The organism is Pseudoalteromonas fuliginea (assembly GCF_000690055.1).
Classification (GTDB): Bacteria; Pseudomonadota; Gammaproteobacteria; order Enterobacterales; family Alteromonadaceae; genus Pseudoalteromonas; species Pseudoalteromonas fuliginea.
The window spans coordinates 28,146-48,896 of sequence record NZ_JJNZ01000057.1 but is presented as its reverse complement, the minus strand read 5'-3'; the positions used below and the strand labels follow the sequence as shown (position 1 = coordinate 48,896).

Sequence of the window (20,751 nt, the reverse complement as noted above, 5' to 3'; positions counted from 1 at the left end):
ATGGATTTGAACCATCGACCAATTGATTAAAAGTCAACTGCTCTACCAACTGAGCTAATGACCCGCTCTGATATAATTGTCTGTACTAAAGTCTAATTTAAACCATTATATTATTTATAAATATAAAATGGTGGGTCATGATGGATTTGAACCATCGACCAATTGATTAAAAGTCAACTGCTCTACCAACTTAGCTAATGACCCGCTCTAATTTAACAACTTTAAATACTACGTAAATCCGCCGATAAAAGACCATTTTAAAAATGGTGGGTTATGATGGATTTGAACCATCGACCAATTGATTAAAAGTCAACTGCTCTACCAACTGAGCTAATAACCCGCTCTTTTTGCCGCATTTCGAGTGGGGTAACCATTCGTTTGCTGCGGGCGCTTATAATACTTATTTATAAAATGAGTGCAACCGAAATTGTCTCTTTTTTTAAGTTTTTATGCCTAGTTGACCAATTTTAGACCGCTTATGACAAAAAGCAGTCTAATCAAGCCGATTCAATTATTTTGATAAGCGTTCTGTGGCCAATTTTGCAGCAGTTGTACTTGGATACTGATTAACAAGATCATTCAGAATTTTTAGAGCTTCCTCTGCTAAACCTTGCTCTTGCAAAAGTGTTCCTAGCTTTAACATTGCATCTGGTCGTTTATTTGAATTAGGAAATTCATTAACGACCACGCTAAAGTGCTCTATTGCTTTTACTGGCGTATTTTTAATCGTCAGCAATTGCCCAAGCCAATAATGTGCATTAGATGCATAAACTGAGTTTGGGTATGACGTTAAAAAAGTTTGAAACTCAGGAATTGCTTGATCATAACGCTTATCCTTCATTATAAGCGCTACAGCACGCTCGTATGCTTCGTTTTCAGATAAATCGTTACTGTATGTCTGTGCATCACTTGGTTGCGTATAATCAGCTGCAGGCGCTACAGCAGGTTGTGCATATGCTTGGCTTACGCGATTTTCAATTTCTTGATAAAGTTCGCGTTGACGCTGCAGTACTTTTTCAAGCTTATAGCTTTGTTCTTCAGTTACGCCACGGATTTGACTTACTTCATCTTGTAATAGATTAAGTTGTTGCTGTAACTCTACTTGTAAAAAATTACGCGACTGCATCATGCTCTCTAATGATGCTAAACGCTTCTCAATACTTGATTGTGAACCTGCAGCTTCTGAAACAGGAGCGGGAGCAGCCATTAACTGGGTGCTCCCGCTCAATATCATGGCTGCCAAAATAAGTTTCGGCTTCATAATATCTCTTATCTTAGTAAACGAGTACCGCACGGCGGTTTTTAGCGAAAGCTGATTCAGTGCGAGATTTAACCATTGGCTTCTCTTCACCGTAGCTTACTACTGACATTTGGCTAGCTGAAACACCTAAACTTTGTAAGTATTTCTCAACCGCTTGGCCACGGTGCTCACCTAGTGCAATATTGTACTCTGGCGTACCGCGCTCATCTGCGTGGCCTTCAATTAGTACTTTAACTGATGAATTTTGAACTAAAAATTCAGCATGAGCACGAAGTAAGTCAGCGTATTTGCCTTCAACTGTCGCTTTATCAAAATCAAAGTAGATTACTTGCTCTTGGCGTAGTGCTTCGTATTTTTGACGAAGTTGCTCTTCTGCTTGTTGCTCAGGAGAAATTGTAGCCACTTCAACTGTGTCTGTATTTGTCGATTGCTCAACAACAGCTTCATTTGTTTGATTTGCAGCACCTTCATCAATATCCGAAGATGAGCTACAAGCTGCTAATGTCATTACTGGCACAGCAATTAGCAGGCCTTTAAGTATTTTGTTAAGTTGCATTAAGTAGATTCCTATTTTGAGTAAACCAGTAATATTACTGTAAATATGGCGACCAAGCTGGCGCCTTTACTTGTCCGTCAAGCACAGGTAAACGAGCTTTAAAGCGACCGTCCATTGATACCAGCGCGAGTACCTGTTTATTATTATGAAGCGTGCTATAAATAATCATCGAACCATTTGGTGCTATGCTCGGTGATTCATCTAGGCGAGTTCGCGTTAATACTTGAAACGCGCCCGTAGCAAGCTCTTTCTTAGCAAGATGGTACTGCCCGTTGGTACGGTTAACCATCACTAATTCTTTACCGTCTGGTGTTATCGAACCCGCAAGGTTCATATCACCATCAAAGGTCAATCGCTGTGACCTACCAGTTTTTAAATTTAACTTATAAATCTGAGCATTACCACCCCTTTCAGAGGTAAACACTATATCTTGACCATTTGGATACCAAGATGGCTCAGTATCTATACTACGATGTCGCGTAAGACGTGTTTCTTTGCGTGTTGCCAAGTCTAATAAGTAAACTTCTGTAGCACCCGTTTTGTCTTTAGAAAGCACTAAAAGAAGCTTTTTACCATCTGGCGAAAACTGCGGAGCACCGTTAATACCGCGATAACTTGCAATAACTTCACGCTTACCGGTATACAAATCTTGAATATAAATTTGGCTTTGACGGTTCTCAAATGTCACATACGCTAATTTTGTGCCATCAGGTGACCAAGCCGGTGACATTAGTGGCTCTTTCGAACGTAGTAACACCTGTTCGTTAAACCCGTCATAATCTGATACAACAAGCTGATAAGGCTTATCATCACCATCTCGTACAATTACGTACGCAATCTTGGTTAAAAAAGCACCTTTCTCACCCGTTAATTTCTCATAAATGACATCACTAATACGATGTGAATAACGACGGAAACCACTTATGCCAATAACACTATCTCGTGCTTCTAAAATATGATCTTGGCTTTTAAGTAACTTACCATTACTCATCATTTGCGTTTCACCACCCGTGATTTGACCACGAATAACATCGACTAACTCATAACGTACTAAATAACGTCCATCAGTCTGTTGCTCAACCTCGCCAACAAGTATCGCTTCAACACCTTTATTAACCCAAGATGCATAATCAATGTCAGCATCTTTGTTTGGTTGTTGCGGCATTTGCATAACATCTACAGGCTTAAACTTACCACTACGCATGAGATCTGCAGCAATAACATCACTTATTTTTTCAGGAATTGGACCAACACCATTGTATTTAAACGGCACAATTGCAATAGGTCTTGCACCATCTACACCTTCTGTTATTACAATTTCAAGGGCTGCGTTAGCAATGCCCTGAAAACCAAATAACAGCACTAAACAGGCAATTTTTACTTTGTTGAACATATCATTCCTTTAGAATTCTGGCTTGATTGTTAAATTAATATTCTTAAGTTGTTCGAATACGTCTTTGTCTTTAGATACCGGTAATGTGTCAGCCATACGAACAGCCCTAAGTGCAGCCTCACAAACTAGTTTATCGCCGCCTAATGATTTAACTTGTGTTACTAAACCATTAAAGCCTAAACGAATATTTACTCGGCACTGCTGATTTTTCATTTTCTCGTCGATCAGTAAGTTCTGCTGAATACGCGCCATAATTAGAGCGCGATATTTATCAACTTCACCCACGACCTGTTGTTGACGTATTTTACTACGCGCAGCCTGCTCTTTAGCAAGTTGTTCTTGTAACATTTGTTCTTGTAGGGCCTGTTGACGCTGTTGTTCAGCCTTTTTAGCACGTTCTTTAGCCTCTTCATCACGCTTTTTACGTTCATCTTCAGCTTTTTTAAGTGCTTCTTCCTCAGCTTTACGCTTATCGGCAGCTGCTTTTGCTGCACTTTCAGACTCTTGCTTTTGTTTTTCGGCTTGTTTTGCTTTAGCACGTTCCTTTTGTTCTATTGCGCGTGCTTTTTTAGCTTGTGCTTGCGCCTCGGCTGTTTCTTTTTCTTTAGCCTTACGTTCTTGCTCTAATTTCTTAATATGACGGGTTTCTGACTCGCGCTGTTTGCGCGCATTTGCAGCTCTGCGCTCTAAATCACGGATGCGTTTGTCTTCTGCCTTTTTTTTGTCTTTTTCTTGCTTTTGGAGTTCAGCTATTTTCTGCTCAACCATTTTTTGGTCAACTGTCACAGCTGACACCGCTTTATCAACATCAGGTATAGCTTTATTAAGCGTTACTTCCATAACCTTTGGTGCTGGCGGGTGAATGTTTGCCGATGCATATAAAAAACCACCCAGCGCCACATGCAAAACTACTGATTTAATTAATGAACTACTCATACCGTTATTTTGTCCCTTCGAAGGATTCTGTCATTAATCCAACTGACGGTACACCGGCACTTTTTAAAAAGTCCATTAAGAGCAATACCTCTTGGTATGATACTTTTCCAGATCCCTTTATCATTACAGGTACATCAGGATTTTTCATTAGCTGTAACTTAATCACAGCCGCTACATCAAGCGCCTCCATCGGAGCCTCTGGATCAGTCCCTACACTAACGTAATATTTACCTTGTGCGTCAATCGAAGCAATAATAGGTGGCGCATCTTTAGTATCAACTAAATCTGACTCCGTCATTTTAGGCAAGTCGACTTTAACACCATGTGTAATAAGTGGCGCTGTTGCCATAAATATAATCAGTAGCACCAACATTACATCAATGTAAGGAACTACATTAATTTCTGCGACCGGACGGCGCTTCTTACGCTGATACATTCGCTTGGGCCTCTATTTGTGTAGCTGCTTGACGGTGTAAAATATTAGCGAACTCTTCCATAAAATTAATGTAGTGAGATTCTAGCTTTTCAACTTTATTAGAAAAACGGTTGTAAGCAATAACAGCAGGAATAGCTGCAAACAGACCCATTGCTGTGGCAATAAGTGCTTCTGCTATACCAGGTGCTACCATCTGCAACGTAGCTTGTTTAACTTCACCTAATGCTATAAAAGCATTCATAATGCCCCATACAGTACCAAACAAGCCTATATATGGGCTAATTGAACCCACTGTCGCTAAAAATGATAAGCTTGACTCTATTTTCTCTATTTCTCGAGAGAGTGCCACGCGCATAGAGCGGTGTGTACCTTCCATTACAATACTCGCACTTTGAAAGGTGTTTTTCTTATGTCGTGCAAACTCTTTAAAACCGGCTGTAAATAGAGCTTCAATACCTTCAGATTGACCGTTACGTGATGAAATTTCGTTATATAGTTTACTTAAATCAATACCAGACCAAAATTTTTGTTCAAACTTTTTAGCACTTGCTAACGCATCTGATATTGCTTTTTTACGCTGAAAAATAATTGCCCATGACATTACAGACATAGCAACTAGCCCTAACATTACTAGTTGAACAAGCAAACTGGCTTCTAATATTAAATCCAAAAAATTAAGCCCTGATCCCACGTGAAACTCCTAAATAGTATCAAAATACGTCAAATTGATTGATTTGTGTAAATATGACCGCTCGTGCAGCCAAAAGTTGCACATAGTGTATCGAGTCCATTTCAAACTGACAACGATATTGCTATGAATAAGCAACAAAAAACGTTGAAATAACCTTTATTTCGCAATTATCTAGCAAAAGAATTTAAAGCCATTTCCGCTATTTAATAATGTGCTCAAGATATGCTTAAATATACAAGCAAAACATCATAAAACGCCTCATTTATTCAAAATCACTGCATAAACACTCAAAAAACTTAAACAAAATCTAAAGGTAATAGTAAAACTAATAGCGACAAGCAGTGCAAACTCAAACTTAATCACTAATTTTCATTAACTTACAAACAGAAAAAAACATTAATGAACAAATTTTAAACAACCAGAAATTTCATTGCATTAGTTTTTATAATCCGAAATTATAAATTTTCTAGTTTGAATAATAAATATATATTGCGTATTATCTCCCCATACCGAGCTGGCACTGAGTGAAATAGCTTCATTAAGCAAAGTTTTTAGTAATAGGATATTTTATCGTATTACATTGTTTTACATTTTTAGGATAAAACCTAGTTGTGTAAAATGTAGTTCCCCAAGATTACTTCCTTCAACTTGTTGTTTACCCGCATTTTTTGCGGGTTTTTTTTTGCCAAAAAAATTGAAATCATTTAATACCAATTTGCTTAATTGAGCGATCTATTTTGAGATAAGAAAATCGTATCTATAATAAGGCAAAAATTTCGTTATTTAGTTGTTATCACTCATTGCTCTGCATCCATGCAGTCGTATATCAGAAATTTTTTACACGGTTAACGTCAGATTTAATCCCTCTAATTGATTAAGTATTATTGCAAACTAAACAACACTGTAACAGCCTAATACGATAACGGCTATGCAATATACTCTATCTATCTAATAGCCCGCAGCATAGCCACGCAAGTCTTAACGCTCTGTGAATTAAGCGTTAACTGATTATATAGTGGGTAAAATTGTAATAACTTGGTTTAGAGTAACTATGTGAAAATATGGTGGGTAACATTATAAAATTAGGTATACGCGCTTGCTGTACATTTACTTATGCAAGCGCAAGTGATTAATTGAAATTTAGATTAAGTCGTCTTTTTTGGCATTAATCCAAAGTGATGGTATGCACTGTCAGAGACTATTCGCCCGCGAGGTGTGCGCTGAATAAATCCTTGTTGGATCAAAAATGGTTCTATCACATCTTCTATTGTTTCGCGCTCTTCACCAATAGCAGCCGCTACATTGTCGAGCCCTACTGGGCCGCCCATAAATTTTTCAATTATGGCGAGTAAATATTTACGGTCCATATAATCAAAACCACTTTTATCTACGTCAATCATATCAAGGGCTTGCTTAGCTACATCGGCGTTTACTGTGCCGTCAGATTTTACTTGAGTGTAATCGCGTACACGGCGCAATAAGCGGTTTGCAATACGTGGTGTACCCCGCGAGCGCTGCGCGATTTCGGTAGCGCCATCATCACACATTTCTAAATCAAGGTAATGTGCTGAACGCCCTACTATGTGCGATAAATCTTCTACAGAATAAAACTCTAATCGCTGCACAATCCCAAAACGGTCACGCAGTGGCGATGTAAGCGAGCCTGCTCGTGTGGTTGCACCAATAAGTGTAAATGCAGGTAAGTCTAATTTAATAGAACGCGCAGCTGGGCCCTCACCAATCATTATATCAAGCTGGTAGTCTTCCATTGCGGGATACAGTATTTCTTCAACTTGCGGGCTTAGCCTATGTATTTCATCTATAAACAATACATCGCCTTCTTCTAAGTTGGTTAGTAGTGCAGCTAAATCGCCTGCTTTTTCAAGTACAGGGCCTGATGTTGTTTTAATGCTTACGTGTAATTCGTTGGCTACAATATTTGCAAGCGTGGTTTTACCAAGCCCAGGTGGGCCAAATATTAATAAATGATCGAGCGCTTCACCACGGGTTCGGGCAGCTTCAATAAAAATTTCCATTTGCTGCTTAACATGAGGCTGGCCTCTGTAGTCGGCTAAAAGTTTTGGTCTTATTGCACGATCTATAGAGTCTTCATTTGTTTTTTCAGTCGCATCAATTAAGCGATCCGCTTCAATCATGGGTTACTCACAACATAGATTTTAAAGATTCTCTAATAAGAACCTCAGTAGACATATCGGGTTTACTTATCGATTTTACGGCTTTTTGAGCTTGTGGCAATTTATAACCTAATGCAAGCAGTGCCGATACGGCATCATCCGCTGCATTATTAGCAATTGTCGCATCGCTCATTGGCTCTATTACTGCGCTGTCGCTAAATGGCGTAAATAAATCATTACCCCAATCTTTTAGTCTGTCTTTCATTTCGAGTACTAAACGCTCGGCTGTTTTTTTACCTACACCGGGTAATTTAACAAGCGATGTTGAGTCTTCGTTATTTACACAACTTACAAATTGCTTTGCCGACATGCCCGATAAAATAGCTAAGCCAAGCTTTGGCCCTACGCCATTTGCTTTTAATAGCTCTCTAAACAAGGCACGTTCAACTTTATTATTAAAACCAAATAATAGTTGAGCATCTTCACGCACTACAAAGTGAGTGTAAACAATCGCATTTTCACCAATTTTTGGTAAATCGTAAAAACAGGTCATTGGCATTTGTACTTCGTAACCTACACCACTTACTTCGAGTAATATTTCTGGTGGCTGTTTTTCGACTAAAATACCATTTAAGCGGCCTATCATAGTTATTTCCTTAAACGTCCTCTAACGGTTTTGCTTGCGCTGCCCGCTAGTTTAATTAAATTTTGTTCTGAGTGGGCGTGGCAAATCGCAATAGCGAGTGCATCAGCTGCATCGGCCTGTGGCGTACCAGGTAGTTTTAAAATATTTTTTACCATGTGTTGCACTTGTGTTTTATCTGCGCCACCGTTGCCTACTACTGCTTGCTTAATTTGCCTAGCTGAGTATTCAAATACGGGTAAGTCGGCCATTGCAGCGCCAACAATCGCAGCGCCTCTAGCTTGGCCTAGCTTTAAAGCTGAATCGGGGTTGTGCGCCATAAATACTTTTTCAATGGCAAAGGTTTCTGGCGAAAACTGCTCAATAAGCTGTGTAATGCCTTGGTAGATCATTTTAAGCCTAACCGGAAAAGGATGATCGGCTAACTTAATACAGCCACTGCCTAAGTATGTAAATTTAGAACCTTGATGGGCAACAACACCATATCCGGTCAAACGTGAACCAGGATCGATCCCTAAAATAATGGCCAAACAGCGCTCCATTGTTATTATTTTTAAATTACGCTAATAATGCCAGAGCACTGTATAAATTACCAGTACAAAGAAAAACAAAAATGCCCACAAACTAGGTGGGCATTTACAGGAGCATGTTAGTTTAGCTTACCCTAGGGCACGCACTAACCCTTGGGTGTTTTGTTTAAGTGTTCGGGCAATCATTAAATAACCTAAACCAGCCACAAATACGCCGCCAGCTACAGGACCAATAATCCATATATGCGGGTGTAACTTACCTGCTAAATCAAACATTTGTTGCTGCACAATTAAAAGCGCTATATCGCTAAAAAATGCGGCAACTAAACCAGCTAAGCCACCTAGTAATAAAAACTCATACAAGGTCGCATTTTTAATTAATCGGCTTTTAGCGCCAAGCGTTCTAAGTATGACAATTTCTTGCATACGCTCACCTAAACTAGCTTGCACTTGCGATATAAGTACAAGCGCGCCACACAGCACAACAATTGCAAGTACAAAACCAATGGCGAGCGATACTTGCGAAATAGTAGTTTGTATTTGCTTAACAAAGTTATCAATATCAATAGCTGTAATAGTAGGGTAAGTACGTAATAACTGGCTAAAGTCACGTTTTTGATCTGGATTTATACGTACCGACGAAATATACGTCGCCGGAAAATCTGCAAGTACATCAGGACTTAAAATAATAAAAAAGTTAGGTTTAAGCGTGGCCCAATTTACTTTGCGCACACTGGTGATTTTAGCGTCGAACGACTGCGAACCAATTAAAAATGTAAGCGTATCGCCTATCTCAACATCTAAACGCTCAAGCATCGACTCCTCTACTGAAGCCTCAGCCATCGCATTTTCACCAAACCACGTGCCTTGTGTTACTTCATTTTGATCAGGCACATCTTTAAGCCATGTAAGATTTAGCTCACGACCAATACCTGCACGTGCTTCTTCGTCTTTTTTCTCGTTGTCTTGCAGCGATACAGAACGTGCTACCAGCTCGCCGTTTACCGCATTTACACGTCCACGAATAGTGGGATAAAACTCTGATACCTGAATATCTTTTTGTGCTAAATATTCATTAATTGGCTCAAGCTCGTTTTGCGTAATATTAACTAAAAACGCATTAGGCGCGTCGCTTGGTAGTTGCGACTGCCAATCAGATATCATGTCGTTTTTAAGTACCACTAAAAACAGCAGTAATTTAATCGCTAATGAAAAACTAATTAACTGTACCGCGTTCACATTTGCACGCTTTTGGATAGATGCAATTGCAAGCGACCAACTGTTACCTGGCTTAAGTCCTAATTTTCGACCGCCGCCAAATATTAATTTAGATATCAAAAACAACACACCAATTAGCGCAAGTGTTGATATAAACAAAATAAGCGTTATTTTTATGTTGTTACTAAATAACCACATTAATAAAAATACGGTTAGCGCGCTCATACTTAAATGCACACGACTTACTGCCAACTTATCGCCTAAGTTACGGCGCAGAACTCTAAGCGGTGGAATATCAAATAAATCAAATAACGGTTTAATAGAAAACATAACAGCACAAATTACGCCGGTGCTTATAGCCACCAGCCAAGGTTTAAAGCCACCTAAGGGTAACTCTGTGCCCATACTTTTTGATAAGTAACTTGTTGCTATTTCTTGCAAGCCATAACCAATTAACAGCCCTATACTTACCGCCATTGCACATACAAGCAATAAATGAAGCATGTATATTTTGCGGATCATTGAGCGGCTACCGCCGAGCGTTTTCATCATCGCTACTGGGTCGTATTGGCGTTCACAATAACGTTTTGCTGAAACAGCTATAGCCACTGCAGCCAAAATAATACCTAATAGGCCGGCAAGTAATAAAAAGCTCTCTGCGCGGTTTAAACTGTTTGAAATGGGTGATTGGCGGTCTTTAACGCCATACCATTGTTGGTTTTCTTTCATTTGTGGTTTAAGCCACTCGTAAAAGCTATTTATGTCGGCCTCACTACCTGCATAAAGTTGGCGGTAATAAACACGACTACCCGGTTGCACAACTTCGGTTTTTGCCACATCGTCAATATTAATAAGCACACGGCGGCTACTCGAAAATACATTAAATGGCGCGTCTGGCTCTTCTACAATAACTTTTGAAACATTAAATAATGCAGCGCCGAGCTCTACTTGCGCGCCTATATCAATATTTAAACTGTAAAATACTGATTCACTTAGCCACACATTACCAGGCGTTGGTCCGCTATTAGCAACCTTAGTTTCACCTGTTAAGGTATCTTTAACTTTTAACTGCCCTTTTAACGGGTACGCATTAGATGCCGCTTTTACTGAGCTAAACTGCATTTCATCATCGGCAAACAACATAGTGTCGAAATACACCATTTGCGCCGTTTTTAAATTTTGGCTCTGTGCTTTAGTAATAAAAGCAGTGTCGAGAACATGATCGCTTGCAAGTACACGGTCTGCTGCAATAAAAGCACTGCTTTTTTGCGCAATACTTTGCCCTATTCGCTCAGTAACCATCGACAGTGTAAGCACGGTTAAAACAGCAAGGGCGATAGCTGCGCTTATAACTGTTAGCTCACCACGGCGAAATTCTCGCGAAAATAACTTAAGCGCTAACTTAACCCACATTAGCAACGTCCTCTACTTGGCTTTTTACCAGTAAACCCGCTTCTATTTGAATAATGTGCTCACATTTTTGTGCAAGCCCTTCATCGTGAGTAACTAAAATAAGCGTAGTGCCGTGTTGCGTGTTTAAATCAAATAATAAGGATTCAATCATTTTACCGTTTTTGCTGTCTAAATTAGCCGAAGGCTCATCAGCAAATAGTATTTTAGGTGTACCAATAAAAGCTCGCGCAATAGCAACACGTTGTTGCTCACCGCCAGAAAGTTGCGACGGGTAATGATCAATTCGATGGCTCAAGCCTACTTTTTCAAGCAAAGCAATTGCTTGCTCTTTCGCATCACTTTCGCCAGCAAGCTCTGCTGGTAGCATAACGTTTTCAAGCGCCGTTAAGCTTTGTACTAACATAAACGATTGAAACACAAATCCAATTTTAGCCGCGCGCAGTGCAGCACGCTCTTCTTCATCTAAATTGTGTAATGGCTCGCCATCTAAAAATATTTCGCCGCTGCTTGCGGTATCCAGCCCCGCTAATAAACTGAGTAACGTTGATTTACCAGAGCCCGACGTGCCAACAATAGCAACAGACTCGCCATGCTTGACATTAAAGCTGATGTCGCTGAGGATGGGCAGCTCACCTTCAAAGGTAGAGACTACTTTAGACAAACCATTAACCTGAATTATATTTAATTGAGAAAGCGCTGACATATGACTCATTCAATCCTTCGTTTAGTATTCATTTTATTTTTAGTTATCAAACCGCTGAGCGCAGCAGCCGACAACACGATTTTAATACTCGGTGACAGTTTAAGCGCAGCCTACGGACTTCAACAAGAAGAAGGCTGGGTAAAATTGTTACAAGATAAATACGATGACGAACAAGCCGACATTGAACTTATCAACGCCAGTATTAGTGGCGAAACATCTGGTGGAGCCCTACGCCGTTTAGATGCATTGCTTGAGCAATACGAGCCCACTCATGTACTTATTGAGCTAGGTGCTAATGACGGTTTACGTGGTTTCCCTGTTAAAAAAATGCAAACTAACTTAACGTCTCTTATTCAAAAAAGCCAAGCAGCTAATGCAATGACCGCCTTAATGGAGATTTACATTCCCCCTAATTACGGCCCGCGTTACAGTAAAATGTTTACTGACACTTTTTCGCGCGTTAGCGAAGAGACAAGTGCGCATTTAATGAACTTTTTTATGCTAAACATTGCCAGCCAAGCTGAGCTAATGCAAAACGATAGTTTACACCCTAACAAAAAAGCTCAGCCAATAATACGAGATGAGATGTATGACTCGATCAAAAAGTGGTTAAATAAAGACTAGCCAATTAGTACATCGCAAGATGTGCTATTTTAGCGTTCTTGCGTAATAAACATCCAAACAAACAATCGCTTATTGATTTTTAAAAAAATACACGTACTATTGCATACAAATCGGTATGTGGCGCAGCTTGGTAGCGCACTGTCATGGGGTGGCAGGGGTCGAGAGTTCGAATCTCTCCATACCGACCAATTAATTCCTCTTTATTTCAAATTGTTATAAATTAAACTCTCTTCTTTATCGCACAATTAAATTAGTGCTTTTAAATATATATCGCACATTTATCGCACAACACATACCTTAAATTATTTTATACTTTTAAGGTATAAAAGGGGGGGGGATATATAGGAAGACAGCTAATGGCCCCCTTATAAACCAGCTTTATCATTATTTTAAAAAATAAACACATTTAACTTGTCTCCATGTTTTTCAAATTGTAATTTTAATCTAAAAGTACATTAGAGAATGTTATGCACATCAATCAAAAAAGAAAAACCACTTCACACTTATTATTTGATGAAATTATTTGTGCAATTGTGTTTGGCTCAATACCCTGTCTTTTAGTACTACAATTTTCAGGTGTAGAAGGCCTAGTTAGCTTTTTCGAAGGGATTACTCCCCCTGACTATCTAATATACTACTTTCTTCTACTGACTATTTTGCATAGTGTTGTTTGGGCTATTTCTAAATACAGCTTGTCTTTATCCGATTCTAGTAGAACGTTTAAATACAGATTACATGCACTTTCATATCAAGTTGGTTTTAATCTAGTAGGTTTTTATCGAGCTATAGCAGGTTCACTCCCTTTCATTGCAATACCTATATTAATTTATGATTCAACAGGAAATAGCATCCTTAAAGCTATATTTATGCTTTTATTTTCAATTGCTAGTTTACTAGTTGCTTACTGGCTAACATATTGGCAGCAAAAGACCGCACCAAGAATTAAAGAGTTTTGATTTATGCTTAAGCCAACAAAAAGTTTGAAACTTAAGGCAACAACTAACTTGAAAAACGCCGGAAATCTGTGAATTGGAAATTAAAAGAAAATAGGCAGCTTTCAGTGGTTGAACTCAGAGCGATTAGCAGACCGTCAGTCTTTGTCTTTGCGGTAGGCTGTTTCAAGCTCATTGCTACCATTTGATTGACTCAAATAAATGAGCAACGAACGCTCATTTATAACGATTCTAATTGGTTAATGTAATTTTCAGGGTCTGCTAACTTATCCGTAGTTAAGTTTTTTAGCCCTTGTAGCATATCACTAGAAATATATTTTTCAGTCACAGCCCAAAAACCTACTGCACCCGTTTTACCTTTGTTTTTTCCTTGTTCTTTAAAATCATTCCAAACATTAAAAATAGATTGTTTTCCTTTTGATAATTCGCGAGTTTTTTTATCTATTAGAGAGTGAATAATGATCCCACATTGATAATACGATCGGTAATTACCCTTCCTAGCTGCATCTTCTAATGAATATTTCGTTAAAGCATTGGCACAATCTGACTTTGCTTGGTTTAACTTTTTACTAATGAATAGCTCAATAATTTCGGGATAAAATTCCCGCAAGGCTATAGCTGATAACCATTCTGCATTACCTTCATGTATCCAGCTTTCAGATTTATCGCTTACTAATGAAGCGCTATCTTGATAAAAATGTGAAGCTTCATGTGCAAACATCCATAAAGTTCTATTAATAAAGTTTTTTTCTTTTAATTTTTCGTCCAAGTTATCCATATCCCAATGGATAAACACTTGATTAGGCAGAACACCTCCTTGAATATCTTTCCCCTTTTTATTTGAATATGAGGCAAATAGCATCGGTTTAACACTACTACTATTTTCTCCTAAATGTGATTCAAAGAACGTCATTGTTTTTGGTAGTGATTGGCTAAGTTCCATCTTCATTTTTTCAGGCAACCCTTGATCAATCATGGCTAAAAACGCTGGCTCATCTATAGGCTTTTGTTGTCCTATATAAACGTATTGTCCATCATCATACCCAAGCCAGTTTTCGGATTGATAGTTAACTTTTCCATTGGCAATAAAATGGGCATTTCCTTCTACTTCTATTTTGATTTTCCAACCATTATCATCATCCGAGCATAGGTCGATGCATGCAAATAAACGGCCCGTATGAATTAGAACACCTCCGTCTGAAAATGGTGCTATAGGTGCGTAAGATTTAGGTAAATGCTTATAAGTTGGTGTTAAGCTAAGTTGCACATGATTAAAGGCTTTACCATCTATTCGTTGAATAAACTCTTGATGTTTTTCATGAACAACCTCAAATTCATTATTAACAGGTTTCCACCTTTTGGTACGTGAGTCATTTGGGCTATTAACGAAGGCAATTTTTTGTGCAGGAGTGCCAGTAGTGTATATAAGCGATAATGTTTCCACTGATTTGTTGATCTGTATATTTACGTCAGCTTTTGCAAATGCACTTGTTTGAAAAAGAAAGTAAAGACATGCGAAAAAAGAGAAGTAATGTACGGCTTTCATTAAATTTAATTCCATTTATTTTTATTATTAAAATTATTATACATATCTTTCGTATAACTTTAAGTTATTGTTATACCTTCTTTAGAGCCATAGAGGTAAAACTTGGAGACCTTCTGTTTCTCACATTTTTAGGTCATTGACCGCTCTGGTGGCTTAGCTGTCCAATTCAGAGATTTTTGAAAAGTAATGTCAATCTCTGCTGTTGGCACTAAGCTGTCGGGGAACTAGTCCTGAAAGTTCTAAACCTTATTGTCTCAGTTTCATATTTTGCTGTTTAATTTCAATCTAAGTGCCCTGTCACATTAAGTTATCCAATATCTTTTATGTTCTTAAACTAAGACTGGTATAAAGTACAGCAGCCTGTTGAGTTGGTTTTTCGCCCGTTTCTTTGGTTTTTTTTAACTGCTTTTTAACAAGCTGCTGCGAATTACTTCGCTTTTTAATCGCAGTGTCTGTAGCTGCTTTTTTCTGCCTCCCCTTAATTTCATCACTCAATGAATTAACTTTTGACCACTACAGCACTTTGCAAACCTCCTTAGCAGGTAAAAGGTGGAGTTTGAAGTCATACCCACAACCACTCGTACCACAACTATGAATTAACTCTAATGCACTCGTTTTAGATTTTTTATAAACAGTTTTACCCGCAGATACTAGTCCTACTTTGCAAATAGGTTGTGTGGAAATGAGATTGTTCTTTTTCGATAAATATTGTTGCTTATTGGGTACGGAAAAGGTTAAACCTTCAAAATTAGGTAATGGTTTAGCTGTGATTTTTTTAATAAATCCTCTTTATCACTCCCAATCTCATTGAAGGTAAGATTAACTTCAATTTCAACCGTCGGAGATTCTTTGAAGATTTCAATTAAAGATTGACGATCCATTAGGGCAATTTCATTTAGTGGGATGGTTGATTCATTTGCTGAAAGACAGCCTGAAACTAGTACTGAGACCACTGCTAATTTATAAAGACGCACTTCTGTATTCCTTTGCATGATTTGTAAATGAGATTTAAATTATCAAGATTTAAGGCAGCCATTTAGAAAACTAAGTGTCTTAAGGGTTATTTTTTTAATGGTATCAAAGCATATAACCATTAAGAGGTGAGGTAGATGAGTTTTACTATCATTAACTAAATTAGACAGCCTCATTAATTAAGCAAACCTATGCACTAAATTTACTTTCTTGGGTTGAGCGTTGGTAATCTCCATTTCTAACGGAGGCCGCAGAGCTATATGAAATTAATTTTAAATCTTATATAACTTTATTTAATTGCTTCACTTGGTGATCAAAAATATCATTCATCTTTGACATAGTCTCAGTTGCGAGTTCAAAGTACTGATTACTATCTATCGCAACTTTAGCTGCACCAACTAATTCTGACGTCATCACTTCTATTAATTTATTCATACTTTCAGTCGCTTTTTTCACTAGATTAGTGTGGGTATGGTGCTCTTCTGGTAGATGTGATAATCGTTGTAAAGTATCAATAGTGGTTTTTGCCATTGTTTGAATTAAAAAATTTAACCTGATTTTATCAACACTTGAACAGCATTGTTGAACAGCAACGCTCACTCCAATGGCTCGTGACTGGCCTATATTTTCTGTCGTTAATATTAACTCGCGCCAAACATACCCTATATTATTTATTTTTGGTAAAAAATCGGCCGTTAAATGCGAGCTTTCAGCGGTATCCTCTAATAAATAGGCTAAGTTTTTAATCATCATCGTATGCTGTTCAAAACTATTGCTGACCGATGATTTATTGTTAAAACTAAGAAGTCTACCCCAATGATCAGTAAAGGCTGCCCAACGCTCATTTTTAGCAACAGGTGAAAGCATTAAAGAGTTAATTTCTTGAGAAATTAATTTTTTAATACCAGTCAATTTAGCCTCTGCGTTAGTATCGCCATTTAACCAAGCAGCAGTGAGTCCTCGGTGTTGTTGAGCGAAAATAATTATCCTTTTGATCTGACAAATATGTACGAGTCCGTCTTTTTGTATTTTTTTATTGTTGCTTATTTTCATTTTTTTTATCAAAAAAATAATAAGGATACAAAAAGTAGCTGTAGTTAAGGTTATCCATTGCATATTACACTCCTTAATAAGAACGACTATTGCCTTTGGGTTAATTTACGTAAATGATTTGCAACTAATTGAGATTGGACCGCTATATCTGAATTAGCTTGTGCACCAAGAACAACTTGCGCAATATGTTCAGAAATCTCATGGGTTGCAGCTGCCTGCTCGGTTGACACATTACTCACTATTTCCATTTGATGCTTAACCTGCTCAGTTGCTTTTTCGATATCGTTAAATGAAATATCGACCTCATTAACTTTTTGAAGGCAAACATCAGTTTGTATAACGACCTCACTCATCGTGCTAACAATCTCACTGCTTTCTTTCAATACATCATCAATATTGGCCACAATACTGTCCGTAGAATTATGTGTACGTTTAGCTAAAGCTCGAACTTCTTCTGCAACAACAGCAAAACCTAAACCAAACTCTCCTGCTCGAGCCGCTTCAATTGAAGCATTAAGCGCTAGTAGATTTATTTGTTGGGAAATTTGTTGTATCGATTCAGTGATCTTTTCAACATTTATAACTAATTCATTCAACGAAACCATACGCTGCTGGGTTATTTTGGCCCTTTTATTTACGTTGGTTACCGCATTACTTAGTGACACTAAAGTGTCTCTACCCTGATTAGCTATTTCTGAAGCTAAACATGAAGAGTGATGTGTTTTAGATATTTCGTTATTGATCTCGCTTAGTGAATGGCTCATTTGTGTCACTGCTGATGCTGTTGAATTTATAGCGTCGGATTGAAGCAAAACATTATTTTTTACTTCCGATGAAATTTCAATAACCTGAATCGCGGAATACTCAACCTCTTTATTTTTTTCATTATGATGGGTAATAACTCGACCTAACTCACGATATTTTACTAGTAACTCCTCAATAAATTCTGAGTTTGCCAAACTGTTAAAATGAATATCGCGGTGATCGAAATTTTTAGTATTAATGTGTTCAATAACACTCTTTATTTGTTTTAATTGTGAACTTGCAATACAAGCAATGCCCGATAGAAGATATAAAAGAACGACAAAAACAAAGATTAACTTCACTATTGGAAAATAAAATAAACTTACAAAAAAGCCAAAGAAGATAGTTAATGTTATCCAAAAATAAATTTTTAATCCTAAATTTTTTATTAATAAAGTTATAGGTAAAAATATTATCAAAATAGTGTAGCCCAATTAAGAATGCGGATGATTTTTAATTGCAAGATACGAACCAATATTTAATAACTTGATTTTAAACAGTATTTTATTTTTTAATTTATAAGTAATTAACTATTATGATGATAACGAAAAATAATGCTCTCTTTTGGTGCATTTACTTCTATATTTTATTGATTCCCTTTAAAAGAAATATTCTTACTTTTTAAACGGTATGACAGACATGCTTTAGTACCCTTGTGGGCTAAGTAAAAACCGAGCAAATCGATAATAAATCTATGTTATTAAATATTTATATCAGAGTTCACATTGGTTATTTTATGAAAGGAATTTTTTGATAGTTTAACTTTAAGATAAGATGACAAGCTAAGCATTTATTTTATAAAAACTAAGTTATAAAAGCGCCTAAAGGCGCATCTATAATATTTAAAAGGTACTACTTTAGTGCTTACGACCTACACCATTGCGTACCATGTCTTGCCCGGTTTGGAATACGTCTTCTGTAATACCGCGCGCTAAAAGTAATTTTTGTTGGTCGTCAAACACGGCTACAAAACGACTACCATCACTATTGTTTGTTGCCATACCAACGCCCGAAACACCCTTAAGGCCAAGACCGCCGTTTTCTACATTTAATAAAAAGCTTTCTAATTCGGCTAGACTAGAAATTACATCATTTTCTTTATTCATTTTAATACTCTTTTAGTAAGGCTTTTAAATCATTATGGTGGCTATTTTATAGAGAAGAGCCAAAAACTTAAACCCTTGGCTCAGGTTAGTCACTAAATCGACTTTATAGCTAACTCTAAATTGCTTAGCGCACAACCAAACTCTTTTGCATTGATGCGATGATACTGTGTGTCACTCGTTGCTGTAAGGCTAATTATAAACTCGTCTTGTTGAGCTACCGCACTTTGCTCTTGGCTTAGGCACATAGCTTGAGTTAGTGAGCGCAATTTTGAATTTGTTAAAATTGAGCCAAAACGCTGCACAGGCAGTGGAGGTATTTTTATAGCCGGTAACGCTTGGCTTATAGTGCGATCACTTAGAGTAAACGTGTTATTGGTAATATCAATTACACTGCCTGTAGGCCAGTAGGAGTAGCTATAACTTTTACTATTTGGCTGTACCTTACCTTGGTTAGCTAAATGCACTACACCACTTTTGCCTATTACGGTTATTAAACTACCTTCTGGTGATTTAATAACAACTAAGGCTGTATTTTCATCAATACCAAAACCATGTTGAATCTCTGTTTTAATATTTTTTACTTCGTTTTTATTTAGCGCTGCTGCAAGCCTAAATGTACGGTTTTGTTCGCTAAATTGAGTATCTAGTACACCAAAGTTAAAACTGCCCAGCCCACCAGCATTAGTGTTATTTTCACTTTTACGAAGTGCCTCAAGGCTTGTCGTATTTGTAAGCATGCCCGTCACTTTACTTTGGATTGCAGCACCGGCTCCTTCACCTACAATTACTGGGCGAGTTTGCAATGCTTGCGTCCACGGGTATGGGTTATTGTTTTGATCAAATAATACCTTATGAGTTAATGCTGCATTACCGCTATTAAACATCACACCGGTACTATTTTTAATAAGTGATACAAGTGCATTAGTGCCATTTTTACATAAAGCGTATTCGGCCTTTGTGCGATCGGGATAAATCACTTCACGGTTATACACATTCATTAATGTATTTCTGAGCGCTGGTAATTTATCGCACGAGTTACTCGTAATCGCTTTAGCAAGCGCGGGCGTTAGTGCTAACCATTGAGTGTTTATATTTGATTGCTCTAAAAGACTCTGCGCTACATCTGCCGACTCATAAGGGTCGCGGCTCGATGCCGTAATAGCAAGCATTGTAGGTTTTACGTTATTAACTTTTAAACTGCCCGACACAAATTGTAAAATATTATTAGTCGCGCTCTCGTTATTGAGTTCAGTGTTTACTTGTTCTTTTAAACGCTCGCCATCATTATCTAATTGATGCGTTTCTAACATATCAAACAAAAAATCGAACTCTTGATCTGTCAAACGACTTAGCTCTTCGTTATTTATATCACGCCATAGCCAAAGTAATTCAGCTTTAGTCATTGGTGAAGTACTTTTAGGATGTAATGCGGTCAACGAGTTAAACGTTTCCAACTTAGTTACGCTGTTATTATTGGGCCAGCGTGAGTTAATTTGATTAATTTTAGCGCTTGTGATTGTAAATAAACGATGCTTTTTACCTAGAATTTTCGTGTTATTTTTACAACTTTTTAAATTCGAACTAGAGCATACCGAAAATGTGCTACCGGCTAAAACCAACGTTTGGCTTTGCTCTTTACAAGCTAAGTTTGTTGAAAATACAACCATTAAAAATATGGCAAAAGATTGTGTTAATTGCAGTTTTTGGCAAAACAAAAATACGTATTTCATAATATAAACTCTAAGGCCTGCTGACCTTTCAGGATTAAAATTTGTTCT

General features: G+C 37.7%; 20 protein-coding genes and 3 tRNA genes. 3 read left to right on the top strand and 20 right to left on the bottom strand.

The window, feature by feature from the left end:
* Nucleotides 1-128: 128 nt before the first annotated feature.
* From DC53_RS05635 to DC53_RS05695, 13 genes are all read right to left on the bottom strand, one after another.
* Nucleotides 129-204, bottom strand: a tRNA-Lys gene (locus DC53_RS05635).
* 60 nt (nt 205-264) lie between these two features.
* Nucleotides 265-340: transfer RNA gene (locus DC53_RS05640), tRNA-Lys, on the bottom strand.
* Between the two features lie 171 nt (nt 341-511).
* Nucleotides 512-1,261, bottom strand: a complete 750-nt coding sequence (gene ybgF / locus DC53_RS05645; protein ID WP_033031004.1) for a tol-pal system protein YbgF — start codon at nt 1,259-1,261, stop codon at nt 512-514.
* Nucleotides 1,262-1,274: 13 nt separating this feature from the next.
* A complete protein-coding gene (gene pal, locus DC53_RS05650; RefSeq protein ID WP_007378882.1) occupies nt 1,275-1,817 on the bottom strand; it encodes a peptidoglycan-associated lipoprotein Pal in 543 nt (180 codons plus the stop codon).
* Between the two features lie 34 nt (nt 1,818-1,851).
* On the bottom strand, nt 1,852-3,210 hold the full coding sequence (gene tolB / locus DC53_RS05655; RefSeq protein WP_007378883.1) for a Tol-Pal system beta propeller repeat protein TolB: 1,359 nt from the start codon (nt 3,208-3,210) through the stop codon (nt 1,852-1,854).
* Nucleotides 3,211-3,219: 9 nt separating this feature from the next.
* Nucleotides 3,220-4,146 (bottom strand): cell envelope integrity protein TolA, encoded by a 927-nt coding sequence (gene tolA, locus DC53_RS05660; RefSeq protein ID WP_033031002.1) that lies wholly within the window; start codon nt 4,144-4,146, stop codon nt 3,220-3,222.
* 4 nt (nt 4,147-4,150) lie between these two features.
* Nucleotides 4,151-4,582: a protein TolR gene (gene tolR, locus DC53_RS05665; RefSeq protein ID WP_007378885.1), complete on the bottom strand. Its 432-nt coding sequence runs from the start codon at nt 4,580-4,582 to the stop codon at nt 4,151-4,153.
* Complete coding sequence (tolQ, locus tag DC53_RS05670; RefSeq protein WP_007378886.1) at nt 4,569-5,273, bottom strand: protein TolQ; 705 nt, start codon at nt 5,271-5,273, stop codon at nt 4,569-4,571. Before tolQ ends, tolR begins: the two co-directional genes overlap by 14 nt.
* A 1,145-nt stretch (nt 5,274-6,418) precedes the next feature.
* Complete coding sequence (gene ruvB, locus DC53_RS05675) at nt 6,419-7,429, bottom strand: Holliday junction branch migration DNA helicase RuvB (RefSeq protein WP_007378887.1); 1,011 nt, start codon at nt 7,427-7,429, stop codon at nt 6,419-6,421.
* A gap of 7 nt (nt 7,430-7,436) precedes the next feature.
* Nucleotides 7,437-8,054: a Holliday junction branch migration protein RuvA gene (ruvA, locus tag DC53_RS05680; RefSeq protein WP_002960647.1), complete on the bottom strand. Its 618-nt coding sequence runs from the start codon at nt 8,052-8,054 to the stop codon at nt 7,437-7,439.
* A 2-nt stretch (nt 8,055-8,056) separates the two neighbouring features.
* The gene (ruvC, locus tag DC53_RS05685) at nt 8,057-8,581 is read right to left on the bottom strand and encodes a crossover junction endodeoxyribonuclease RuvC (RefSeq protein WP_002960649.1); all 525 of its coding nucleotides are present in this window, start codon (nt 8,579-8,581) and stop codon (nt 8,057-8,059) included.
* A 129-nt stretch (nt 8,582-8,710) separates the two neighbouring features.
* A complete protein-coding gene (locus tag DC53_RS05690; protein ID WP_033031000.1) occupies nt 8,711-11,212 on the bottom strand; it encodes an ABC transporter permease in 2,502 nt (833 codons plus the stop codon).
* The gene (locus DC53_RS05695) at nt 11,202-11,915 is read right to left on the bottom strand and encodes an ABC transporter ATP-binding protein (RefSeq protein WP_008137049.1); all 714 of its coding nucleotides are present in this window, start codon (nt 11,913-11,915) and stop codon (nt 11,202-11,204) included. The genes DC53_RS05690 and DC53_RS05695 overlap by 11 nt, the downstream gene beginning before the upstream one ends.
* Here DC53_RS05695 and DC53_RS05700 point away from each other — a divergent pair, their 5' ends adjacent.
* From DC53_RS05700 to DC53_RS05710, 3 genes are all read left to right on the top strand, one after another.
* Nucleotides 11,916-12,539, top strand: coding sequence for an arylesterase (locus DC53_RS05700; RefSeq protein WP_008137051.1), 624 nt, complete (start codon nt 11,916-11,918; stop codon nt 12,537-12,539).
* Between the two features lie 111 nt (nt 12,540-12,650).
* Nucleotides 12,651-12,727: transfer RNA gene (locus tag DC53_RS05705), tRNA-Pro, on the top strand.
* A gap of 279 nt (nt 12,728-13,006) precedes the next feature.
* On the top strand, nt 13,007-13,495 hold the full coding sequence (locus DC53_RS05710) for a hypothetical protein (protein ID WP_033030998.1): 489 nt from the start codon (nt 13,007-13,009) through the stop codon (nt 13,493-13,495).
* A 217-nt stretch (nt 13,496-13,712) separates the two neighbouring features.
* Here DC53_RS05710 and DC53_RS05715 read toward each other — a convergent pair whose 3' ends face one another.
* The 7 genes from DC53_RS05715 to DC53_RS05735 form a co-directional block, all read right to left on the bottom strand.
* Nucleotides 13,713-15,053, bottom strand: a complete 1,341-nt coding sequence (locus tag DC53_RS05715; protein WP_033030996.1) for a hypothetical protein — start codon at nt 15,051-15,053, stop codon at nt 13,713-13,715.
* 306 nt (nt 15,054-15,359) lie between these two features.
* On the bottom strand, nt 15,360-15,533 hold the full coding sequence (locus DC53_RS22195; protein WP_157847579.1) for a hypothetical protein: 174 nt from the start codon (nt 15,531-15,533) through the stop codon (nt 15,360-15,362).
* A gap of 239 nt (nt 15,534-15,772) precedes the next feature.
* Complete coding sequence (locus tag DC53_RS05720) at nt 15,773-16,012, bottom strand: hypothetical protein (RefSeq protein ID WP_033030994.1); 240 nt, start codon at nt 16,010-16,012, stop codon at nt 15,773-15,775.
* 277 nt (nt 16,013-16,289) lie between these two features.
* Nucleotides 16,290-17,126, bottom strand: a complete 837-nt coding sequence (locus DC53_RS05725; RefSeq protein ID WP_008136239.1) for a nitrate- and nitrite sensing domain-containing protein — start codon at nt 17,124-17,126, stop codon at nt 16,290-16,292.
* 23 nt (nt 17,127-17,149) lie between these two features.
* Complete coding sequence (locus DC53_RS0120650; protein WP_232525469.1) at nt 17,150-18,286, bottom strand: methyl-accepting chemotaxis protein; 1,137 nt, start codon at nt 18,284-18,286, stop codon at nt 17,150-17,152.
* 438 nt (nt 18,287-18,724) lie between these two features.
* Nucleotides 18,725-18,973, bottom strand: coding sequence for a hypothetical protein (locus DC53_RS05730; protein ID WP_007378343.1), 249 nt, complete (start codon nt 18,971-18,973; stop codon nt 18,725-18,727).
* 92 nt (nt 18,974-19,065) lie between these two features.
* On the bottom strand, nt 19,066-20,703 hold the full coding sequence (locus tag DC53_RS05735; RefSeq protein WP_033030992.1) for a cyanophycinase: 1,638 nt from the start codon (nt 20,701-20,703) through the stop codon (nt 19,066-19,068).
* Nucleotides 20,704-20,751: the final 48 nt, after the last annotated feature.